Raw genomic sequence first — 22,677 nt, forward strand, 5'->3', positions numbered from 1 at the left:
GTCGGGCCCCTTACTGCTCTTCGCCGAGGATCGCGGTCACGCGGAATCGGCCGTCCGCGGAATCCGGTGCGTTCTGCAGCACCTGCGCGGGTGTCAGCAGACCACCGGGCACATCCGAACGGAAGATGTTCTCGAGAGGGATCGGGTGACTGGTGGCGGGGACGTCGGGGGTGGCGACCTCGGAGACCTTGGCGATGTTGTCGACGATGGCGTCGAGCTGGCCGGTGAGGCGCTCGACCTCTCCGTCGCTCAGCTGGATCCGGGCGAGCACACCGAGATGGCGCACGAGATCGGGGGTGATTTCAGACACCACCTAAGACTACCGGGGCCGCACCCATGGCCCCGGGCGTCCCCGGCGTAGGCTGTGCCCGTGACGACCTACGACCCGCCGCGCCCCTGGATCGCCAGCTATGCCGAAGGGGTTCCGGAGGACCTCGCCCCCGTGACGGGCTCGCTCGTCGACATCGTCGATGCGTCGGCACGCGATTACCCGGATGCTGCGGCCCTGCAGTTCTTCGGACGCGAGACGTCCTACCGCTCGCTGCACGAGCAGATCGAGCGCGCGGCCGCCGGACTCCGTGACCTCGGAGTGAAGGCCGGTGACCCGGTCGCGATCGTGCTGCCGAACTGCCCGCAGCACATCGTCGCGTTCTACGCGATCCTGCGCCTGGGCGCGGTCGTGATCGAGCACAACCCGCTCTACACGCCGCGCGAGCTCCGCAAGCAGTTCGAGGACCACGGCGCGAAGCACGCGATCGTCTGGACCAAGGTCGTCGCGACCGTGCAGGACTTCCCCGCCGATCTCGCCGTGACGAACCTCATCTCGGTCGACGTGATCAAGGCGATGCCGTTCGGCACCCGCCTCGCCCTCAAGCTCCCCATCGCCAAAGCCCGCGAGGCGCGCGAGGCGCTGACCGAACGGGTCTCGGGGACGGTGACATGGGAGAAGATCGTCGGGTCGCCGGCGCTCCCGGCATCCCATCCGCGCCCCGGCACCGACGACCTCGCGCTCATCCAGTACACGAGCGGAACGACCGGCACTCCGAAGGGCGCCTCGCTCACGCATCGCAACCTGCTCTCGAACGCGGCGCAGGCCCGCGCGTGGGTGCCCTCGATCGTCCGCGGAGACGGGTGCGTCGTCTACGCCGTGCTGCCGATGTTCCACGCCTACGGACTCACCCTGTGCCTGACCTTCGCGATGTCGATGGGCGCGCGCCTGGTCCTCTTCCCCCGCTTCGACCCCGACATGGTGCTCGACGTCACGAAGAAGCATCCCGCCACCTTCCTCCCGCTCGTCCCGCCGATCGCCGATCGCCTCCTCAAAGCCGCGCGTGAGAAGGGTGTGTCGCTCGCGGGCACCGAGGTCGCGATCTCGGGCGCCATGGCGCTCCCGCACGAGCTCGTGGTGCCCTTCGAGGCGGCGTCCGGCGGGTTCCTCGTCGAGGGCTACGGGCTCAGCGAGTGCTCGCCGGTGCTGATGGCGAATCCCGTCGCCGACAACCGGGTCCCGGGGACGGTCGGTCTTCCGCTCCCGGGCACCGAGTGCCGCGTCGTCGACCCGGACGACCCGACCCAGGACGTGCCCGCCGGAGAACGGGGTGAGCTGGTCGTGCGTGGCCCGCAGGTGTTCAGCGGCTACTACGGCAAGCCCGAAGAGACCGAGGCCGTGTTCACCGAGGGCTGGTTCCGCACCGGGGACATCGTCACGATCGACGACGCCGGGTTCGTGCGCATCGTCGACCGGATCAAGGAGCTGATCATCACGGGCGGCTTCAACGTCGCGCCCACCGAGGTCGAGAACGCGCTTCGCCAGTACCCCCAGGTCGAGGACGCGGCCGTCGTCGGACTCCCGAGCGAGCACTCCGGCGAGGAGGTCGTCGCCGCGATCGTGGTCGCCCCGGGCCAGGAGATCGACGTCGAAGCCGTGCGCGACTTCGCGCGGGGCATCCTCACGCCCTACAAGGTGCCGCGACGCATCTACGTGGTCGACGAGCTGCCCAAGTCCCTGATCGGCAAGGTGCTGCGCCGCCAGGTGCGCGACCGCCTCCTCGCGCTGAACACGGGAGCCTGACGGCTCAGTCCTCGAGGCCGTCGCGCGCGACTGCGATCCGATAGGGATGCAGCGACGCGACGAAGACGCCGGCCGCAACGGCGGGGTCGGCGTTCATGATCCCGCGCGCCGTGGCTTCGTCGTCGGCTTCGAAGATCGTGATGCCGAAGGTGCCCGCGGTCTCCTGCGTCCGCCCGGCGAGGACCAGTGCACCGCGGTCGCGTAGCGCGACCAGGTAGGCGAAGTGCTCGCCCACGATGCGCTGCTCGTCAGGAGTCGCGTCGGCGACCATCTCGGGTCGAGACGGGACGATCCGATAGAGCCACTGCGCCATGCGGTCATCATCCCAGCCGCGGACCGCCGGCGCACCGTCCTCGGGAAGTCGGCGTCAGCCCGCGTCGGGAACGAGGGCGTCGAGCGCCTCGGGTCCTTGCGTCACGAGGATGTGGAACTGCGCGGCGTCGAGGATCCGGATCCCGAGCTCCTCCGCTTTCGCCAGCTTCGAACCGGCGCCCGGGCCGGCCGCGACGAAGTCCGTCTTCTTCGACACGCTCGACGCGGCCTTGCCGCCGGCCTTGAGGATGGCCTCCTGCGCCCCCTCACGGCTGTAGCCCTCGAGGGAGCCGGTCGCGACGACGGTGAGGCCGTCGAGCACTCCCCCGGTGCTGACGGCCGCGCCGGGCCCTGGGTGGCCAGGGGTGGCGAGCTGGGCGCCTGCCGCCTGCCACCGCTCGACGATGTCGCGGTGCCAGTCCACCTCGAACCACTCCCCGAGGGAGTCGGCGATGATCCCGCCCACTCCCTCGACCGCGGCGAGGTCGTCGCGGGATGCCTCACGGATCGCCGCGACCGACCCGAACCACTGCGCCAGTGCTCGCGCCGCCACCGGCCCGACGTGGCGGATGTTGAGAGCCACCAGGAAACGCCACAGCTCCTTGGACTTCGCGCGCTCCAGCTGATCGATGAGCGTCAGAGCCTGCGCCGACGGCTGTGCGTCGGTGATGCCGGCCTTCTTCTCGGCCGGAGTGGGGTTGCGTCGGAACGGCGCCCGCCGCACGATCTCACCCGACTTCTCGTCGATGCGCGGCTCGCCGGTCTCGGCGTCGCGCACGACGACCTCGATCGGCACCAGCTGCTCGACCGTGAGCTCGAAGAGCGTCGCCTCGGTCTCGAGGGGAGGCACCTCGGGTACCGACGGCTGCGTGAGCGCAGCCGCGGTCACCTCGCCCAGCGCCTCGATGTCGAGCGCACCGCGCGAGCCGATGTGCTCGACGCGGCCGCGCACCTGGGCCGGGCAGGCCCGCGTGTTGGGGCAGCGCAAGTCGATGTCGCCCTCCTTCGCCGGCGCGAGCGGGAAGCCGCACTCGGGGCAGTCGGCGGGCATGACGAACTCGCGCTCGGTGCCGTCGCGGAGCTCGACCACGGGACCGAGGATCTCGGGGATCACATCGCCGGCCTTGCGCAGCACGACCGTGTCGCCGATCAGCACACCCTTCGCGCGCACGACGTCCTGGTTGTGCAGCGTCGCCTGACGCACCACCGACCCGGCGACGCGCGCCGGCGCCATCACGGCGAACGGCGTGGCGCGACCCGTACGACCGACCGAGACGACGATATCGAGCAGCTTCGTGTTCACCTGCTCGGGCGGGTACTTGTACGCGATCGCCCACCGCGGCGCGCGGCTGGTCGCGCCGAGCTCGTCGTGCAGCGCGAGCTCGTCGACCTTGACGACGACGCCGTCGATCTCGTGCTCGACGTCATGGCGGTGCTCGCCATAATGTGCGACGAAGTCCAGGACACCGTCGATGTCGTCGGCCGTGCGGAAGTACGGGCTGGCCGGAAGTCCCCACTCGGCGAGGAGGCCATACGTCTCGCTCTGGGAATCGACCGGCGGGCGACTCCACGCCCCGATGCCGTGGACGAAGAGGCGGAGCGAATCGAGCCGGGCCTGCCCGGCCTCGCGTTCCAGGCCGTCCTTCTTGTCGAGCTGCTGGCGGAGGCCGCCCGAGGCGGCATTGCGCGGGTTGGCGAACGACGGGAACCGCCGCTCCGCGCTCAGGCGCGCCTTGGCCTCGTCGAACGCGCGTCCGCGGGCGCGCGTCTCTTCGACGGCGCGGTCGCGCATGTCGGCCTGCAGCGCGTTGAGCGCCTCGAAGGCCGCGACCGGGATGAACACCTCGCCGCGCACCTCGACGAGGTCGGGGTGTCCGCTGCCCTCGAGTCGCTGCGGGATCCCCGCCACGCGGATCGCGTTGACCGTGACGTCCTCACCCGTGCGGCCGTCGCCGCGCGTCGCCGCCGAGGTCAGGACGCCCTTCTCGTAGCGCAGGCTGATCGCGAGTCCGTCGATCTTGAGCTCGGTGAGCCACCGCACCTTGCGGCCGGCCGCCGTCTCGGCCTTCACGCACCAGTCCCGCAGCTCGTCGAGGCTGAACACGTTGTCGAGGCTCAGCATGCGCTCTGCGTGCTCGACCGGGGCGAACATCGAGCTCTCGGCCGCGCCGACGGTCTGGGTCGGCGAGTCCTGGCCCTGGAGTTCGGGGTGCAGCCGCTCGAGCTCCTCGAGCCGGTGCATCCACCCGTCGTAGGTCGCGTCGTCGACGAGTTCGGCGTTGCGGCCGTAGTACGCGTCGCGGGCGTCGATGATGCGGTCCGTCAGCTCCTGCGCTTCGGCGCGCGAGGCCTCCAGACCGGCGTCGGCGGGGAGGGGGGCCACCGCATCGAGCGGGGCGGAGGCTGGCGTACCGAGGTCATCCGTCACCGCACCAGTCTAGGAGCGGGGTCGGACACCGCCAGGGCGCCGAAGCGCCCGCAGAACCGGGCGGCGCAGCATCCGATCCGGTCTAGGCGTCGACCGGAACAGCCGAGACCGTGCGATCGATCGTGAACTGCCCGATCACGCGCGTGCCGTCGTACAGCACGGCCGTCTGGCCCGGAGCGACGCCGTCGAACGGCGCCTCGGGAACCACCGTCAGCAGGCGGTCCGCGAGCGTGGCGGTCGCCGGCACGGGGTCCGCGTGGGCGCGGATCTGCACATGGCAGGCGAACTCGCCGGCGGGCTGGGGACGCCCGGCCCAGGAGTACCGCTCCCCCGCGATCTCGGCGGTCGCGAGGGCCTCCTTCGGGCCCACGACGACGGTGTTGGACACGGGCCGCACCTCGAGCACGAAGCGCGGCTTGCCGTCGGGCGCCGGAACGCCGAGCTGAAGGCCGCGGCGCTGGCCGACGGTGAAGGCATGCGCGCCGTCGTGCGCTCCCACGACCGCGCCGGTCCGGTCGACGATGTCACCGCGCTCGGCGCCGACCTTCTCGGCCAGCCAGCCGCGCGTGTCGCCGTCGGGGATGAAGCAGATGTCGTGGCTGTCCGGCTTGTGCGCGACGGTCAGGCCGCGCTCCTCGGCCTCGGCGCGCACGAGGGCCTTCGACGGTGTCGCACCCAGCGGGAAGTAGGTGTGCGCGAGCTGCTCCGCGTTCAGGACGCCCAGCACATAGGACTGGTCCTTCGCGGCGTCCGAGGCGCGGTGCAGTTCGAGGCCCTCCGGGCCGTCGACCAGCGTGGCGTAATGCCCTGTGCACACCGCGTCGAAGCCGAGCTCGATCGCACGCTCCAGGAGCGCGGCGAACTTGATCTTCTCGTTGCACCGCATGCAGGGGTTCGGCGTGCGACCGGCGCGGTATTCGGCCACGAAGTCGTCGATGACGTCATCGCGGAACCGCTCGGAGAAGTCCCACACGTAGAAGGGGATGCCGAGGCGATCGGCGGCCCGGCGCGCGTCCATGGCGTCCTCGATGGTGCAGCAGCCGCGGCTGCCGGTGCGCAGCGTGCCGCCGGCCCGTGAGAGCGCCAGATGCACGCCGACGACCTCGTGTCCCGCCTCGACGGCCCGGGCGGCCGCGACGGCGGAGTCCACTCCACCGCTCATGGCCGCAAGGATCCGCATGGGTCCAGTCTACGAACCTCTGCCTGACCGTGGCCCGGATGCCGCCCTCGCGCGCTCGACGACGTCGGGCAGCAGCGCGAGCACGGCGTCGACGTCGGCGTCGGTGGTGGTCCTCCCCAGCGTGAACCGCAGCACCTGGCGGGCCTCGGCATCGGTCCGTCCCATCGCGAGCACGACGTGCGACGGCTCGGGCACCCCCGCCTGACACGCCGATCCGGTGGAGACCTCGACGCCCGCCATGTCGAGGAGGAACAGCAGCGTCTCACCCGACGCCCCCGGGAAGAGCAGGTGCGCGTTGCCCGGGACACGGTCGATCGGGTCTCCGAGCAGCTCGGCATCGGGGATTCGGTTCCGGATGCTGCCCACCAGCCGCTCCCGCAGGGCGGCGAGTCGCTCCGCCTCTGCCAGGCGTTCCGCCTCCGCGAGTTCTGCGGCGACCGCGAAGGCCACGGCGCCGGGCACGTCCTGCGTGCCGGCGCGGAGTCGTCGCTGCTGGCCACCGCCGTGCAGGAGCGCCGTGAGCTCCGCGCCGCGCGCCACGACGAGCGCGCCGACGCCCGTCGGGCCGCCGATCTTGTGCGCCGACACGCTCATCGCTGCGAGCCCGGCGCGACCCCGCGCATCGCCCCGCCAGGTGCGGAACGACACCGGCACGTGACCGAAGGCCGCCACTGCGTCGAGGTGCAGCGGCACGCCCGCCGCCGCGGCCGCGGCCGAAAGGGCGGCCGCATCGTTCACCGTGCCGGCCTCGTTGTTCGCGACGAGCGCGGTGGCCAGAGCCGCGTCGGACAGCGCCGCGGCGAACTCGTCCACGCGGATCCGGGCAGCGTCGTCGATGCCGACGTGCCGGAGGCTCGCACCCTGCGCCTCGAGCCACTCGACCGCGTCGAGGGTGGCGTGGTGCTCACCGTCCGGCAGCACCACGGCGTCGGACTCCGGTCGGCGCGCCCACCACAGGCCCTTGACCGCGAGGTTGACGGCCTCGGTGCCGCCCGAGGTGAAGACGATCTCGATCGGGTCCGCCCCCACCACCGCGGCGAGGCGCTCGCGCGCCTCCTCCAGCACACGTCGCGCGTGCTGACCCGCGCCGTGGATGGACGAGGCGTTGCCCACCGTCGCCGCGGCGTCGACCCACGCGTCTCGCGCCTCCGGTCGCAGCGGCGCGGTCGCGGCGTGATCCAGATAGATCCGCACGTCGCTCATGACCGGTCGGCCTCCCTCGCGATCGGATGCGGCGGCTGCTGCATCCGAGTTCCGTGTCCGGTGGGACCCGGTGTCGTAACACCGCCGACTCGGACCATGGTTATGGTAGTCCGCATGATCAGCCCGGTCTCCGTGATCTCGCCCCCTGACGCGGATCTGCTCGATCCCCAGCTCGATGGGCTGGGCGTCGTGCTCCTCGACGGGCACGCACGCCTGCGCGTCTGGTCGGACGCGGCGGACGCGATCGACCTCGTCGTCTTCGACGACACCGACCTCGACTGGATCACCGCGACCGAGCCCCTCGTCGCGATCGGCGGCGGCGTGTGGGAGATCACGACGCCGCTCCTGCGCCCCGGCACGCGATACGCGATCCGCGTCGACGGGCCGCAAGCCCCCGGCAACACCTTCAATCGCGGCACGCTCCTGCTCGAGCCCTACTCCCGCGGCCTGGTCCGCACCGGTTACGACGGCTGGCGTTCGGAGGTCGTCGACGGATCGTTCGACTGGGGCGGTGTCGCCAAGCCGGCGATCCCGATGGACCGCACGGTGCTGTACGAGGGCCATCTGAAGGGCCTGTCGAAGCGGCATCCCGATGTCCCGGGCGCCCTCCGCGGCACGTACGCCGGCCTCGCCCACCCGGCCATGGTGCAGCATTTCCTCGACCTCGGCGTCACGAGCATCGAGCTGCTGCCGATCCACGCGTTCACGACCGAACCGCGACTGCTCCAGCACGGACTCACCAACTACTGGGGTTACAACTCGCTGAACTTCTTCACCCCGCACACCGCCTACGCGACCGAGGATGCGCGTCGACAGGGCCCCGAGGCGGTCCTGCGCGAGTTCAAGGGCATGGTGAAGCTGCTGCACGAGGCGGGGCTGGAGGTGATCCTCGATGTCGTCTACAACCACACGGCCGAGGAGGGCATCGGCGGTCCGCGCTCGAGTCTGCGCGGCATCGACAACCGCGCCTATTACCGCCAGCAGGAGGACGGCGCGTACATCGACGTCACCGGCTGCGGCAACTCGGTGAACACGTCGACGGATGCTGCCGCCCGCCTGGTGCTGGACTCCCTGCGCTACTGGGCGAACGACGTGCAGATCGACGGGTTCCGGTTCGACCTCGCTGCGACGCTCGGACGCGACGCGGGACACGTGTTCACCCCGGAGCATCCGCTGCTGCGCGCCATCCTCGACGACCCCGCGCTCGCCGGCGTCAAGATGATCGCCGAGCCCTGGGACGTGGGCATGGGCGGCTGGCAGACCGGCAACTTCGGCGACGGCTGGAGCGAGTGGAACGATCGCTACCGCGACCGCGTCCGCAACTTCTGGCTGAGCGACGTCGACTATGCCCGCCGCGCCTCGACCTCCCCGGTCGGCATCGGCGGGTTCGCGAACCGCCTCGCGGGTTCCGCGAACACCTTCGCGGACGCCCGCGGTCCGCTCGCCGGCATCAACTTCGTGACAGCCCACGACGGCTTCACGCTGCGCGACCTCGTCTCGTACGACGTCAAGCACAACCTCGGCAACGGCGAGCAGAACCGCGACGGAGCCGACACCAATCGATCCTTCAACCATGGCGCGGAGGGACCGACCGACGACGAGCGCATCCTCTCGACGCGGCGCAAGGCGATGCGCAACCTCATGGGCACGCTGCTGCTGTCGGCCGGCGTGCCGATGCTGACCGCCGGCGACGAGTTCGCCCGCACGCAGCGCGGCAACAACAACGCCTACTGCCACGACTCGGTCCTGACCTGGCTGTCGTGGGAGCACGCGCCGTGGCAGCAGGAGCTGTATGCACACGTGCGACACCTGCTCCGTCTGCGTCGAGACAACCCGGCGCTGCGCCCGAGCCGCTTCGCGCGGCTCGGCGAACGCACGCCGTCGGCATCCGTCATGGAGTGGTACGACGAGCGCGGCGAGACCATGTCGGGCGAGCGGTGGACGGATCCGTCGCACCGCACGCTGCAGTACGTCGCCGCGTCGACGCCCGAGTTCGAGGGGTTCAACCGCGTGCTGCTGATGGTCCACGGCACGGAGCGGGCGATCGACGTCACGCTTCCCGACGTGGAGGACGTGACACGATACGTGTCGCTGTGGTCGAGCGCCGACGAGACGCCGTCCGAGAGCGGGGAGACCTTCGCACCCGGAGACACCGTCTCGCTCGCCGGCACGTCGATGCGTCTCTTCCGTGCCGAGTAGCTCGGAACCGCCGACGAAATCGCGGCACCGCGTCACGTCGCTGTCATCCCGGTCGGGCGCGCGATAGGTTCGAGTCGTGGTCACGAAGACGCGCTCCGTGCGCTCCCGCCCGTGGCGGAGCGCCTCGGCACTCCCCGTCCGCAAGACCCGCGCCTGGCAGGCGGAACGCGATACCGCAGCGCGGCGCGTTCCTCTCGCGCAGCCGACACCGGCGGTTCCGTGGGGCGATTACCGGCCCACGGCGTTCGTCGGCGAGGTGGTGCCGTTCGGGGTGACGTCGTTCCGCGAAGGGCATGACCGCATCGGCGTGCAGGTGCGGCTGTTCTCGCCCTCCGGCGACGAGTCGCTGCACCGCCTCGACCCGCTCGAGGACGGCTTCGACCGCTGGCGCACCGAGGTGGCCCTGCTCGAGCAGGGCATCTGGCGCTTCCGGTTCGAGTCGTTCGGCGACGACTTCGCCACGTGGGAGCACGCCGCATCGCTCAAGATCGCGGCGGGGGTGGACGTCCCTCTCATGCGCGAGATGGGCGCTCGCCTGTTCGAACAGGCCGGCGCCGAGAGGGGCCGCCCCGCGGCGGAACGCCGAGCGCTCGCCGACGCGGCGGCGTCCCTGCGCGACACCGAGGTCGACGATGCCGGGGCGCTGTCGATCGTCGAAGACCCTGCGATCGCACAGTACTTCCACGAGCGGCCGGTCATGTCGCTCGTGACCATCGGGGACGACCTCGAGCTGCTCGTCGAGCGCGAGCGCGCCGGCGTCGGCGCCTGGTACGAGTTCTTCCCCAGATCGGAAGGGGCCCGTCGCCTCAAGGACGGCACCATCAAGAGCGGCACGTTCCGCACGGCGGTCAAGCGGCTCCCGGCCGTCGCCGACATGGGCTTCGACGTTCTCTACCTGCCGCCGATCCACCCGATCGGCACGCTCAACCGCAAGGGGCCGAACAACACGCTCGACGCGGGTCACGGCGACCCCGGCTCGCCGTGGGCGATCGGCTCGGCGGCCGGCGGCCACGACACCGTCCACCCCGACCTCGGCACACTCGCGGACTTCCGCTCGTTCGTGCGCAAAGCACGCGACGCGGGCATCGAGATCGCCCTCGACCTCGCGCTGCAGGCCGCGCCCGACCACCCGTGGGTCGCCGCGCATCCGGAGTGGTTCACGACCCTCCCCGACGGGTCGATCGCCTACGCCGAGAACCCGCCGAAGAAGTACCAGGACATCTACCCGGTCAACTTCGACAACGATCCGGAAGGGATCCGCGCCGAGGTGCTGCGGATCGTGCGCCACTGGATCGCCCAGGGCGTGCGCATCTTCCGCGTCGACAATCCCCACACCAAGCCGCTGCAGTTCTGGGAGTGGCTGATCGCGACGGTCTCGGCCGACGAGCCGGACGTCGTCTTCCTCGCCGAGGCGTTCACGCGGCCGGCTCCGCTGCAGAGCCTCGCATCCGCCGGCTTCCAGCAGAGCTACACGTACTTCACGTGGCGCAACACGAAGGCGGAGCTCGAGGAGTTCCTCTCGGGACTCGCGCACGAGACCTCCGCCTTCCTCCGCCCCAACCTCTTCGTCAACACGCCCGACATCCTCACGGAGTACCTGCAGTTCGGCGGCAGGGCCGCGTACCGCATCCGTGCCGCCATCGCGGCGACCGCCGCCCCCAGCTACGGCGTGTATGCGGGTTACGAGCTCTACGAGAACGTCGCACGCCCGGGCTCCGAAGAGAACATCGACAACGAGAAGTACGAGTACAAGGTCCGCGACTGGGCGGGCGCCGTCGAGCGCGGCGACTCGCTCGCGCCGTTCCTCACCCGCCTTAACGAGATCCGGCGCGCGCACCCGGCTCTGCGGCAGCTCCGCAACCTCAGCGTCCACTGGAGCGACGACGACGCCATCCTGGTCTACACCAAGCACCTCGACGCCGCGCTGTCTCCCGACGGCCGCAGCGACACGATCATCGTCGTCGTCAACACCGACCCCCACTCGGTGCGTCAGACGATGGTCCACCTCGACACCCGTGTGTGGGGCGTCGAGCCGGGCACGCCGTACGAGGTCGAGGACCTCGTCACCGGCGCCCGGTGGACGTGGTCGGATCACAACTTCGTGATGCTCGACGCGTTCACCGAGCCGGTCCACATCCTCCACGTGAAGGAGTCCCGATGACGCCCGCCGACCAGATCCTCGATGCCGTCGCGACGGGCTCGCACCACGATCCCCACGCCGTGCTCGGCATCCATCCCGACACGGATGCCGAGGGCACCGCGACCTGGATCGTTCGCGCCCGCCGGCCGCTGGCGCGCAGCGTCACCGCGGTGTTCGCCGATGGCACCCGCGTGCCGCTCGAGCACGTGCACGGCGGGATCTGGGAGGGGACGCGCGCGGGAGCGCTGACCCGGTACGAGCTGCTGACCACGTACCCCGACGGTCCCGACTTCATCGCCGACGATCCCTACCGTCACTCTCCCACGATCGGCGAGCTCGACCTGCATCTCATCGGCGAGGGACGCCACGAGGAGCTGTGGCGTGTGCTCGGTGCCCACGAGCGCGAGCACGACGGCTCGCTGGGAACCGCCTTCACGGTGTGGGCGCCCAACGCCCGCGCGGTGCGCGTGGTGGGCGACTTCAACGGCTGGGACGGCCAGGGGCACGCGATGCGCTCGATGGGCGCGAGCGGCGTGTGGGAGCTGTTCATCCCCGGCGTCGGCCAGGGCTCGACCTACAAGTTCGAACTTCGTGCCCGCAACGGCGACTGGGTGCTCAAGGCCGACCCGATGGCCCGGTTCGCGGAAGTGCCGCCGGCCACAGCATCCGTCGTCGTCCAGTCCTCCTACTCGTGGGGCGATGCCGCATGGCTCACTCAGCGTTCGAAGTCGACACCGGTGTCGCGGCCGATGTCGGTCTACGAGCTCCACCTCGGCTCGTGGCGTCAGGGGCTGTCGTACCGCGAAGCCGCCGATCAGATCATCGACTACGTGAGCGCGCAGGGCTTCACCCACGTCGAATTCCTTCCGCTCGCCGAGCACCCGTTCGGGGGGTCGTGGGGCTACCAGGTGACCGGGTACTACGCACCGACCAGCCGATTCGGGCACCCCGACGACCTCCGGTACCTCATCGACCGGCTCCACCAGGCCGGCATCGGCGTGATCATGGACTGGGTGCCGGGCCACTTCCCGAAGGACTCCTTCGCCCTCGCCCGCTTCGACGGTGAGCCGCTGTACGAGCACGCCGACCCGCGGCGGGGCGAGCACCGCGACTGGGGCACGTACATCTTCGACTACGGTCGCAACGAGGTGCGCAACTTCCTGGTCGCCAACGCGCTCTACTGGTTCGAGGAGTTCCACGTCGACGGGCTGCGCGTGGACGCCGTGGCCTCGATGCTCTACCTCGACTACTCGCGCGAAGACGGCGAGTGGGCGCCGAACGTGCACGGCGGCCGCGAGAACCTCGAGGCGATCCGCTTCCTGCAGGAGGTGAACGCCACCGCATACAAGCGGTATCCCGGCATCGCGATGATCGCCGAGGAGTCGACGAGCTTCCCCGGGGTCACCGCGCCCACCAGCCAGGCCGGACTCGGTTTCGGCTTCAAGTGGAACATGGGCTGGATGAACGACTCGCTCCAGTACATCGCGCGCGATCCGATCTATCGCTCCCACCACGAGGGCGAGCTGTCGTTCTCGTTCGTGTATGCGTTCAGCGAGAACTACGTGCTGCCGATCAGCCACGACGAGGTCGTCCACGGCAAGGGCAGCCTCTTCTCACGGATGCCGGGCGACCATTGGCAGAAGCTCGCCAACATGCGCGCATTCCTCGCCTACATGTGGGGGCACCCCGGCAAGCAGCTGCTGTTCATGGGCCAGGAGTTCGGTCAGCTTTCGGAATGGTCGGAAGGCCGCTCGCTCGACTGGTGGCTGCTCGATCAGCCCACGCACGCCCAGCTCCAGCAGTTCGTCGGCGCGCTCAACCGGGTCTACCGCGAGGAGTCCGCACTGTGGGCGCGCGACAGCGACGGTGCGGCGTTCACGCGCCTGGGTGCGCCGAAGTGGAACCCCAATGTGATCGCCTTCGCCCGGAGGGACTGGCACGGCAACACGATCGTCGTCGCCGCGAACTTCTCGGGCAACCCGATCTCGTCCTACGAGCTCGACCTTCCCGAGACCGGAGTGTGGGACGAGATCCTCAACACCGACGCGCAGCTGTACGGCGGGTCGGGGGTCGGCAACCTCGGCGTGGTCCACGCGGGCGCAGGCGGACGCGCATCGCTCGTGCTGCCGCCGCTGGGCGTCCTGTGGCTGCGCCACCGGACGGACGCACACATCCCCTCGCCCACGAAGGGCTGAGAATCCTCTGACGCGCGATGAGGGCCCCGGATGCAGCATCCGGGGCCCTCATCCGCGAAGTGGATACTCCGTCGTCAGGTGAGCGGATCGCTCAGAACAGCAGCGACGCCAGGCGACCCCGGGCGGCGATGACGCGCGGGTCGGCGTCCCCGACGAGCGCGAACAGCTCGAGCAGCCGTTCGCGCACCGGGGTGCGCTCATCAGCCGGAAGCTGGGCGAACAGATCGAGCAGGCGCCCGTAGGCGTCTTCGACGTGCCCGCCGGCGAGGTCGAGATCAGCGACCGTGAACTGCGCGGCCACGTCCCGAGGGGCGGATGCTGCGGCCGCGCGGGCGGCCTGCAGGTCGACACCCTGCACACGGTCGAGCAGGCGCACCTGCCCGAGGCCGGCTCGTGCCTCCGCGTCGCGGGGGTTCTCGACAAGGGCCTTCTCGTACGCGGCGACGGCGCGCGCGTAGTCGCCCTCCTCGATGGCCGCGAACGCCTCGGCGTGCAGCGGAGGAAGCGGCGGCTCCTCGGCGGGGGCTTCCTCAGGTGCCTCTCCGCCGACGGACGCGGAGCCGGTCACGCCGTTCTGCGCGGCGAGCTGAAGGAGCTGCGCGAACACCTCGCGCACCTGCTGCTCAGGCACGGCGCCCGTGAACATCGGCACCGGCTGACCGGCGACCAGGGCGACGACCATCGGAATCGACTGGGCGCGGAACGCCTGCGATAGCTGGGGGTTGGCGTCGACGTCGACCTTCGCCAGCACGACGCGGCCGCCGAGCTCGACGACGACCTTCTCGAGGATCGGGCTCAGCTGCTTGCAGGGGCCGCACCACTCGGCCCAGAGATCGACGACCACGGGGACGGTGCGCGACAGCTCGAGCACCTGCGGGAACGTCTCGTCGGTGACGTCCAGCACGAGGGACGGAACCGCGACGCCGGCGCCGGCCGGAGCTTCCTCACCCGGCGCGGCGGGCGCCGGACGGTTGCGGAGGGAGGACAGGTCGACGGCACCGCGCAGCGAGGCGCCCAGAGTGGGATCGGTCACTACAGAATCTTCGCATCGAGGATGTCGGACGAGTAACCGAGGAGCCGGATCTTCTCGTTCGAACCGGGACCGGGCACATAGAAGAACACCTGGTCGCTGAAGGTCGTGGCGAATCCGGTCTGCGACTGGTCGACGCCGGCGAGCGTCTTGACCGTCCGGTTGTCGTTGACCTTGATCACGGCGTCCGCGTTGGTCGGCTTAACCGTGTCGATCTCGTTGATGTTCACGGCGACGATCGCACCGCTCTCGACCGTCTGCAGTGCGAACGGCTCCTGCACCCCGGCTGCTGAGCTGAACTCGAGGTTTCCGGTCGACGATGCGGTCTTGTTGAACTCTTCGAGCCGCCGCTGGCGGTCGGCCGCGATGCTGGCGCGGAGCTGGTCGCCGTCGGCCTCGAAGAGGTCGTAGTACTGGCTGGACTCACCATTGGTGATGATGTCCGAGTACGCGGCGGCGATCTCGTTCGGCGGCAGCAGGAGGAACGGGGAGTCCGGCTCGACCTGCGGTGCGCCGATGTACGCGGGCGCGAGGTCGGGAAGGGTCGTCGAGGCCTCCAAGCTTCCGACATACGACAGCTTGTAGTCCGCCCACTGATCCTGCTGCGTGAGCACCATGATGCTCGACGTCTTGGATTCGTCGTCGTCCGCGACGGCGATGACCGAGCGCGGCCAGCCGTCGTACGCCTGCGGCAGGATGATCTCGAGCGGCTTCGCCAGGATCGGCGCCGGCGCCGGGTAGTCGCCGAGGGCGGCCCGCAGCTTGTAGTTCGTGTCGCGTGCCGCGAGTGCCGCGCCCTCGAGGCGCGTGTCGGCGAGGTCGCCGTCCATCGCCGCGTCCGCGTCTGCAACCGTGGCGGCGATGCGGGTGAGGATGCGCTCGGCCTGGGCCTTCGTGACGGCCGGCGCCTGCTGGCCGTCGGGGGCGATCACGGTCGCGGTGGGCGACGGCGTCGGCGACGAGCCGAGCTGCGGCCAGGCATCGGCCGAGCAGCCCGAGAACAGCAGCGCCGAGACGGCCACCACGGGGAGCACCGCGAACGCGCGACGGCCGGCGCTCGAGACGGCGCGGCGCGTCGGCTTCGCGCTGCTGATCACGCCCTTGTCGTCGTGGTCGATCGCGATGTCGATGGGTTCGGTGACAGGCAGCGGCAGCCCCTTGCGTCGCGGCCCGCGCTTACGGCGCGCGTGGCGGATGCCGAGGATGTACAGGAACACGCCGACGGCCATCAGGATGCCGCCGACGACGATGAGCGGCCCCGCCCACGGCGTCGACGTCTGCAGCGGCCAGGAGACCGTCACCTTGCTCGGCGCGGGGGCGGTGCCGTCCGCGGCGACGAGCACGCTCATGTCCTCCGGCAGCTGCAGCGGAGCGATGAGAAGGTCGGTCTGCTGGTACTCGTCGAGCCACAGGTCCGATCCGACAGGCGTGCGACCGGTCGTCTCTGCGGCGGCGTCCCCGCTTGTCGCGTCATCGGTCGCGGCCGCGTCGTCGGCGGCCGCGTCACCGGCTGCCGCATCTTCGGCCGGAGCCTCAGCGGCGGGATCGACGGTCGCGTCGACTGCGGGTTCGACCACCTGGGTATCGAGGGCGCCCTGGTCGTCCAGCGTGACGTGGGTGTAGGTCGAGTCGGAGAGCCAGGCCTCCATGTCGGCGGTGCGGCCGTAAGAGGCGAAGATGTCGCCCTCGGCCTGGGCGCGCAGGGTCTGCGTGCCGGGCATCTGGTTGAGCACGGCGCCGTCGATGAGGAGATACGGAGTCTGCTCTTCGACCGAGATCGCCGTGGTCTCGGTCTTGGGTCCCTGGAAGATCGTCCGCTGGGCGATGCCCGCACCGATCATCACGGTGGCGAGCACGAAAGCCGCCACGGCCCACACGAAACGCACGAAGAACACCTTTCCGGGGCGCGCGGACACAGCGCAGCCCTTCGATTCGACAGTTCAGACTAGCGAATACGACCTGAGAGGCGCGTGGGAGGCGGCATTCCCGGGGCTGAACGTCCCTGATGCGTATCCTGGGCGGACAGACGAATCGACACCGTGTCGACCTGAGGGGGAACTCGATGAAGCTGCACAACCCGTTCCGCACAGCGCTGCTCGCGACGCTGGGTGTCGGGCTCGGGCTGCTGCTCATCGGAAGCATCCAGAACCTCCAGACGATCCTGCTGTACGTCGGCACGGCGCTCTTCCTGTCGCTGGGCCTGGATCCGATCGTGGCCTGGCTCGAGCGCCGCAAGCTGCCGCGCTGGGCGGCCGTCCTCATCACGATCCTGGGGGTGCTCGCCGTCTTCGCGGGGATCATCCTCATGGTCGTGCCGATCATCGTTCAGCAGATCGGTCAGCTCGTCACGACGATCCAGGACCTCGCCGAGAAGGGCGAGTTCGATGATCCGGTGAGTGCGATCCAGGACTGGCTGCACGCCGTCTTCCCCGCCCTCAACGTCGACGAGGTGTGGGGCTACATCGAGGACTGGTACGCCTCGCTCGACGTGGGCGCGATCGGCTCCGAGGTCGGCGGCAGCATCATCGCGATCATCGGCGCCCTCATCGCCGGGTTCGCCGGTGCGTTCATCGTGCTGATCCTCACGATCTACTTCACGGCGTCGACGCCGAACCTGAAGCGCGCCGTCTACCAGCTGGTCCCGGCGTCCAAGCGTGCGCGGTTCATGGACCTCGGCGAGCAGATCACCGACTCGGTCGGCTACTACGTCATCGGCCAGGTCACGCTCGGCCTCATCAACGGTGTGCTCAGCGCGATCTTTCTCACGATCATCAAGGCGCCGTTCCCCGCCGTGCTCGCGGTGATCGCCTTCTTCTTCTCGCTGATCCCGCTCGTGGGCACGCTCACGGGCTCGATCATCATCGTGTTCACGTGCCTGGTCGTGGGCTCCCCCACGACCGCCTTGATCGCCGCGATCTACTACCTGATCTACATGCAGATCGAGGCGTACGTGATCTCGCCGCGCATCATGGGACGCGCGGTCGCGGTGCCCGGTGCGGTCGTCGTGATCGCCGCCCTCGCCGGCGGATCACTGCTGGGCCTGCTCGGCGCCCTGGTCGCGATCCCCGTGGCCGCCAGCATCCTGATCATCTACCGACAGGTCGTGATCCCGCGTCAGAACGAGCGCTGACGCTCAGCCCTCGGCGGCCGGGCCGTGCCATTCGAGCGGCAGCGGCAAGGCGTCGGGGTTGACCGCAGCGACGATCTCGGTCAGCACGCGGCGGGTCTGGTTCTCCCCCACCCACAGGTGCTTGCCGCCCTCGACCGGGATCAGGACGGCCTCCGGCACGCTCGCGAAGCGCTGGGCCGCGGCATCCGGTCGAAGGTAGTCGTCGAACTCGGGGACGAGCACGATCAGACGACGCTCGTCCCCCGCCCACGCCGCGACCTCTTCGTCGGTCGCGCGGTGCAGCGGCGGCGAGAGCAGCACGGCGCCCTCGACGCCGTGGTCGCGACCGTACTTGAGTGCGAGCTCGGTGCCGAACGACCAGCCCACGAACCACGGCCGCGGGAGGCCGCGCTCGCGCACGAAGTCCATGGCCGCAGCGACGTCGAAGGCCTCGGCACGACCGCCGTCGAACGAACCGTCGCTGGTGCCGCGCGGCGACGTCGTGCCGCGGGTGTTGAACCGCAGCACGGCGAGGTCGGCGAGGGCGGGAAGGCGCCCGGCCGCTTTGCGCAGGATGTGGGAGTCCATGAAGCCGCCGGCCGTCGGAAGCGGATGCAGCGTCACGAGCGTCGCGACGGGCTCGCGGGTCTCGGGCAGGGCGAGTTCGCCGACGAGGGTCAGCCCATCGAGCGTCTCGAGCTCGATGTCCTCGCGGCGCGCGGGCAGCAGCATCGGTCCGCGGATCTCCATGTCAGGCCACCTTCCAGCAGTGCTGATGCCAGTGCCGCCGTGCGGCCAGGTCCGCAGCGTCGCCCAGCACGCCGTCGGCGCGCCACGCCACCAGGTGCGCGACGCCGACGTCGATCTGCCGACCGCACCAGGGGCACGTGTACGGTTTCTGCGCCTGTGCGGCCGAGACCGGCTGCACCGTCCACTCGACACCGCGCCGCATCTCGGTGCGCTTCCAGCCCGCGAGCAGGCGCTCGAACGAGTCGTCGCCGCTCGAATCGTGTCGACGGCGGTTGGAGCGCGGCACGACTCAGTACCAGCCTGTGCGCTGCGAGTGGTCCCACGCGCCGCACGGCGTGCTGTAACGGCCGCCGATGTAACCGAGGCCCCAGGCGATCTGCGTCGCGGGATTCGTCTCCCAGTCGGCGCCGGCGCTGGCCATCTTGCTGCCCGGGAGCGCCTGCGGGATGCCGTAGGCGCCGCTGCCCGCGTTGTACGCGTTGACGCGCCAGCCGGACTCTTTCTTCCAGAGCGCGACGAGGCAGGCGAACTGGTCGTCTCCCCAGCCCCGAGCCAGCACCATGTCGTAGGCGATGGCCTGCGCGCTGCCCGGGTCCGGCGTGACGAACGGAGGACGCCATCCGCCGGAAGACGACGTGGAGGTCGATGCCTGGACGGTCGGCGTCGGCTTCGGCTTCACGTAGACCGTGTAGTTGCCGCGGTCGAGAGCCGCGGGCTCCGGATCGGCCGCCGACTCGTCGCCGGCACGGGACTGGACGTCATCGAGTCCGCTGGCGTAGAGCGAGACCTGCGACTCGTCGTCCGCGCTCGCCTGAGCCAGCGCGAGCCCGGTCGGACCGATGTACGCGACCACGAAGCCGAGCACGGCGAAGGCGGCGAACGCGCCGACGACACCACGACGACGAGACCAGCGCGGAGCAGGCTTGCGGGGAGGTGAGGAGGGCGCCGAGGGACTGGATGTTGCCACCGCGACCGGCCTCGCAGACCGGGCCGCCACCTCGTGACGTCGGGCGCGTCTGGTCGGGTACAGCTCGTTTCCAGAAGTCACAGTGTCCCGATTCTCGCATACCGGCACGACGAGGTGCCATCCGCGGACCCGCGCGTCTCACTTGACGGCGAGCATCACCTCGACGACGGCATCGAGCACGGCGTCGACCTGCGTCTCGCGGTACCCCCCGCGCTGCATGCGGAACGCGACCGAGCGAACCTGCTCGACGGTGACGGAGTCGCCCGTCTCGAGGAACCGCGCGAGCTTGTCGGTGACGAGGTCGACCTCCGCGATGCGGTAGCCGTAGCGCAGCGGCGACACGCGGTCGAAGCGGCGCTTGGCCGGCCGGCTGAGGCGGTCCAGCACCTCCTGGGCGAGCTCGCGGGTGTGGCCGACCCACTCCCTGGCACCGGTGGCAGCGACCGCCGACGAGCGCTCGCGGGCGGCGAAGGCATCCTCGATGCGGCCGAGTGCGGCGTCCACCGAAGCGATGGCGTAGCCGTGGCGCACCAGCGGGAACGCGACCTGACGGATGTCGGCGGACGTGAGTGCGTCGCTGCCGCGCTCGAACGACGCGCGTGCGCGGGCGAGGAACTCGTCGACGGGCTGCTTGTCGTAGCCCTTCTCGCGCCCGCGGGCTTCGGGGAAGGACGCCCGGGCGGTCGTCTCGGATGCCGTCATGATGCCACCAGCGGAGTGAAGAGGTAGTAGAGGGTCAGCGCCGCGACGACCGACAGGAGGATCGAGTCGAGGCGATCCAGGACGCCGCCGTGACCCGGGAGCCAGGAGCTCATGTCCTTGATCCCGAGGTCGCGCTTGATCATCGATTCTCCCAGGTCGCCGACCGTGGCCGTGGCGAGGATGAGGATGCCGAACACGGCGCCCATCCACCACTCGAGGCCCAGCATGAAGATCCCGACGAGCACGCCGGCGAGGATCGCGGCGGCAGCGGCACCCGCGAAGCCCTCCCACGTCTTCTTCGGGCTGATGCGGGGAGCCATGGGGTGCTTGCCCATTGTGATGCCCGCGGCGTACGCGCCCGTGTCCACGGCGACGGCGACGATGATGAACGACAGGACCCACAACTCGCCGCCCTCCTTCGCCAGCAGCACGAGCGTGAGGCTTCCGAGGAAGGCGACATAGAGCTGGAGGAACGTCGCGATGAGCACGTCGCCCAGCACCAGACCGTACGGTCTGCCGTCGTGCGACGCCATTTGACCGACCAGTCGCCACACCACGACGAAGGCGAGTGCGACGAACAGCAGCACCCAGTGCAGCCACGAGTCGACGAAGTACGCCGACAGCACGACCACCGCACCCGCGATGAGCTGCGGGATCAGATCGACCCGGCGACCGCTCGCGATGAGAGCCCGCGAGAACTCGAAGAGCGCGAGCAGCGCCGCGGCCAGGGCGAACGGCACGAACGCCCACTTGACGAACAGCAGCGACCCGAGCAGGACGAGACCGATCGCGAGGCCGATGAGGATCGCGACGATCAGGTCGCGCCCCGTCCGCTCCTTGATGCGCTCGTTAGCCTCCTCGAAATCGGCCCGCGCCTGCGCGACGTGGCCTTCCAACTCGCTGCGCGCCGCGCGCAGATGAGACTGCAGTGCGGGGCCCGTGTCAGGGGTCTCGGCGGCACGGCGTGCCTCGCCGGCCTCGCGCCGCGTCTGCGGTGAGGACGGCTGGTCGCTCCGCGGCGGGTCGGATGCGTCGGTCATGGGCAGACCTCAGACCTCGAGGAGCTCGGCCTCTTTGCGCTTGAGCGCCTCGTCGATGGCGTCGACGTGCGCGCGCGTGAGCGCGTCGAGCTCCTTCTCGCCGCGAGCGAGCTCGTCCTCGCCGACCTCGCCCTTCAGCGCGTCGATGTCGTCCTTCGCCTTGCGACGGATGCCGCGCACGTGGACCTTCGCGTCCTCGCCCTTGGTGCGCGTGAGCTTCACGTACTCCTTGCGGCGCTCCTCGGTGAGCTCGGGCATCGTGACGCGCACGAGGTTGCCGTCGTTCGTGGGGTTCACACCGAGGTTCGGGATGTCGCGGATCGCCTGCTCGATCGCCTTCAGCGCCGACTTGTCGTACGGCGTGATGAGGAGCGTGCGCGCCTCGGGGTTGTTGATCGACGCGAGCTGCGCGAGCGGCGTCGGGCTGCCGTAGTAGTCGACCAGGACCTTCTGGAACAGCTGCGGGTTCGCGCGTCCGGTGCGCACCGTGGCGAAGTCCTCCTTCGCAGCCTCGACGGCGCGGTCCATGCGCACTCCGGCATCGGCCAAGACGTCCGCGATCACAGTGTCTCCTTCGCGTAGATGGGGCTGGTCAAGTCTATCGACGCGGGACGCGTCACGCCGTGACCAGCGTGCCGATGGTGTCGCCCAGCAGAGCCTTCGTCACGTTGCCCGCGGGCTCCATGCCGAACACGCGCATGTCCATGCGGTTGTCCATGCAGAGGCTGAACGCGGTCGAGTCGACGACCTTGAGACCCCGCTGCAACGCGTCGAGATAGGTGATGCGATCGATCAGGGTGGCCGAGGCATCCTTCTTCGGATCGGCGGTGTACACCCCGTCGACGCCGTTCTTCGCGACGAGCACCTCCTGCGCGTCGATCTCGAGTGCGCGCTGGGCGGCGACCGTATCGGTGGAGAAGTACGGCAGGCCGGCGCCGGCGCCGAAGATGACCACGCGGCCCTTCTCCATGTGCCGCTCGGCGCGACGCGGGATGTAGGGCTCGGCGACCTGTGTCATCGAGATCGCGGACTGCACGCGCGTCGCGGCGCCCGCCTGCTCGAGGAAGTCCTGCAGGGCGAGGGCGTTCATGACGGTGCCCAGCATGCCCATGTAATCGGCGCGGCCGCGGTCCATGCCGCGCTGGCTGAGTTCGGCCCCGCGGAAGAAGTTGCCGCCGCCGACGACGATCGCGATCTCGACGCGGTCGACAGCGGCCGCGATCTCCTGGGCGATCTGGCTGACCACGTCGGGGTTCACACCCAGCTGGCCTCCGCCGAACGCTTCGCCGGACAGCTTCAGAAGGACGCGGCGGCGCCCGGTGTTCTCGTTGATCACTGTGGTCCTCTCGTC

Annotated in this window: 19 protein-coding genes; 5 read left to right on the top strand and 14 right to left on the bottom strand. The window is 70.1% G+C overall.

The window, feature by feature from the left end:
• Positions 1-10: 10 nt before the first annotated feature.
• Entirely contained in the window at positions 11-310 is a 300-nt protein-coding gene (gene gatC, locus ACLBXX_RS13430) for an Asp-tRNA(Asn)/Glu-tRNA(Gln) amidotransferase subunit GatC (RefSeq protein ID WP_447658410.1), read from the bottom strand.
• Between the two features lie 60 nt (positions 311-370).
• Here gatC and ACLBXX_RS13435 point away from each other — a divergent pair, with 60 nt between their 5' ends.
• Positions 371-2,071, top strand: a complete 1,701-nt coding sequence (locus tag ACLBXX_RS13435) for a long-chain-fatty-acid--CoA ligase (RefSeq protein ID WP_447658411.1) — start codon at positions 371-373, stop codon at positions 2,069-2,071.
• 4 nt (positions 2,072-2,075) lie between these two features.
• On the opposite strand, the gene ACLBXX_RS13440 is transcribed toward ACLBXX_RS13435, so the two are convergent.
• From ACLBXX_RS13440 to ACLBXX_RS13455, 4 genes are all read right to left on the bottom strand, one after another.
• The gene (locus ACLBXX_RS13440; RefSeq protein ID WP_447658412.1) at positions 2,076-2,384 is read right to left on the bottom strand and encodes a YciI family protein; all 309 of its coding nucleotides are present in this window, start codon (positions 2,382-2,384) and stop codon (positions 2,076-2,078) included.
• A gap of 54 nt (positions 2,385-2,438) precedes the next feature.
• Complete coding sequence (ligA, locus tag ACLBXX_RS13445) at positions 2,439-4,766, bottom strand: NAD-dependent DNA ligase LigA (protein WP_447658450.1); 2,328 nt, start codon at positions 4,764-4,766, stop codon at positions 2,439-2,441.
• A gap of 127 nt (positions 4,767-4,893) precedes the next feature.
• Positions 4,894-5,991 (bottom strand): tRNA 2-thiouridine(34) synthase MnmA, encoded by a 1,098-nt coding sequence (gene mnmA, locus ACLBXX_RS13450; RefSeq protein WP_447658413.1) that lies wholly within the window; start codon positions 5,989-5,991, stop codon positions 4,894-4,896.
• Positions 5,992-6,000: 9 nt separating this feature from the next.
• Positions 6,001-7,185 carry a cysteine desulfurase family protein gene (locus tag ACLBXX_RS13455; RefSeq protein ID WP_447658451.1) on the bottom strand — a complete coding sequence of 395 codons (1,185 nt, stop codon included), beginning with the start codon at positions 7,183-7,185 and terminating at the stop codon, positions 6,001-6,003.
• Positions 7,186-7,308: 123 nt separating this feature from the next.
• On the opposite strand from ACLBXX_RS13455, the gene glgX reads away from it, so the two are divergent.
• The 3 genes from glgX to glgB all read left to right on the top strand — a co-directional run bounded on the left by glgX (position 7,309) and on the right by glgB (position 13,728).
• A complete protein-coding gene (glgX, locus tag ACLBXX_RS13460; RefSeq protein WP_447658414.1) occupies positions 7,309-9,393 on the top strand; it encodes a glycogen debranching protein GlgX in 2,085 nt (694 codons plus the stop codon).
• A gap of 76 nt (positions 9,394-9,469) precedes the next feature.
• Positions 9,470-11,554, top strand: coding sequence for a maltotransferase domain-containing protein (locus ACLBXX_RS13465; RefSeq protein ID WP_447658415.1), 2,085 nt, complete (start codon positions 9,470-9,472; stop codon positions 11,552-11,554).
• On the top strand, positions 11,551-13,728 hold the full coding sequence (gene glgB / locus ACLBXX_RS13470) for a 1,4-alpha-glucan branching protein GlgB (protein WP_447658416.1): 2,178 nt from the start codon (positions 11,551-11,553) through the stop codon (positions 13,726-13,728). Before ACLBXX_RS13465 ends, glgB begins: the two co-directional genes overlap by 4 nt.
• Before the next feature lie 91 nt (positions 13,729-13,819).
• Here the strand turns inward: glgB and ACLBXX_RS13475 are convergent, their stop codons facing one another.
• Both ACLBXX_RS13475 and ACLBXX_RS13480 read right to left on the bottom strand, forming a co-directional pair.
• Positions 13,820-14,761: a tetratricopeptide repeat protein gene (locus ACLBXX_RS13475; protein WP_447658417.1), complete on the bottom strand. Its 942-nt coding sequence runs from the start codon at positions 14,759-14,761 to the stop codon at positions 13,820-13,822.
• Positions 14,761-16,644: a glycosyl transferase gene (locus ACLBXX_RS13480; RefSeq protein ID WP_447658418.1), complete on the bottom strand. Its 1,884-nt coding sequence runs from the start codon at positions 16,642-16,644 to the stop codon at positions 14,761-14,763. Before ACLBXX_RS13480 ends, ACLBXX_RS13475 begins: the two co-directional genes overlap by 1 nt.
• A gap of 176 nt (positions 16,645-16,820) precedes the next feature.
• Here ACLBXX_RS13480 and ACLBXX_RS13485 point away from each other — a divergent pair, with 176 nt between their 5' ends.
• The gene (locus ACLBXX_RS13485) at positions 16,821-17,888 is read left to right on the top strand and encodes an AI-2E family transporter (protein ID WP_387136937.1); all 1,068 of its coding nucleotides are present in this window, start codon (positions 16,821-16,823) and stop codon (positions 17,886-17,888) included.
• 3 nt (positions 17,889-17,891) lie between these two features.
• On the opposite strand, the gene ACLBXX_RS13490 is transcribed toward ACLBXX_RS13485, so the two are convergent.
• The 7 genes from ACLBXX_RS13490 to pyrH form a co-directional block, all read right to left on the bottom strand.
• A complete protein-coding gene (locus ACLBXX_RS13490) occupies positions 17,892-18,617 on the bottom strand; it encodes an alpha/beta hydrolase (protein ID WP_375872003.1) in 726 nt (241 codons plus the stop codon).
• Position 18,618: 1 nt separating this feature from the next.
• A complete protein-coding gene (locus ACLBXX_RS13495; RefSeq protein WP_447658419.1) occupies positions 18,619-18,903 on the bottom strand; it encodes a hypothetical protein in 285 nt (94 codons plus the stop codon).
• Positions 18,904-18,906: 3 nt separating this feature from the next.
• Entirely contained in the window at positions 18,907-19,584 is a 678-nt protein-coding gene (locus ACLBXX_RS13500; protein WP_447658420.1) for an aggregation-promoting factor C-terminal-like domain-containing protein, read from the bottom strand.
• A gap of 138 nt (positions 19,585-19,722) precedes the next feature.
• Complete coding sequence (locus tag ACLBXX_RS13505; protein WP_387136930.1) at positions 19,723-20,286, bottom strand: DivIVA domain-containing protein; 564 nt, start codon at positions 20,284-20,286, stop codon at positions 19,723-19,725.
• A complete protein-coding gene (locus ACLBXX_RS13510; RefSeq protein ID WP_447658421.1) occupies positions 20,283-21,326 on the bottom strand; it encodes a phosphatidate cytidylyltransferase in 1,044 nt (347 codons plus the stop codon). The genes ACLBXX_RS13505 and ACLBXX_RS13510 overlap by 4 nt, the downstream gene beginning before the upstream one ends.
• 9 nt (positions 21,327-21,335) lie before the next feature.
• Complete coding sequence (gene frr, locus ACLBXX_RS13515; protein ID WP_045297881.1) at positions 21,336-21,890, bottom strand: ribosome recycling factor; 555 nt, start codon at positions 21,888-21,890, stop codon at positions 21,336-21,338.
• A 52-nt stretch (positions 21,891-21,942) separates the two neighbouring features.
• Positions 21,943-22,662 carry a UMP kinase gene (gene pyrH / locus ACLBXX_RS13520; RefSeq protein WP_045297882.1) on the bottom strand — a complete coding sequence of 240 codons (720 nt, stop codon included), beginning with the start codon at positions 22,660-22,662 and terminating at the stop codon, positions 21,943-21,945.
• Positions 22,663-22,677 lie beyond the last annotated feature (15 nt).

The organism is Microbacterium sp. C23T, assembly GCF_053345975.1.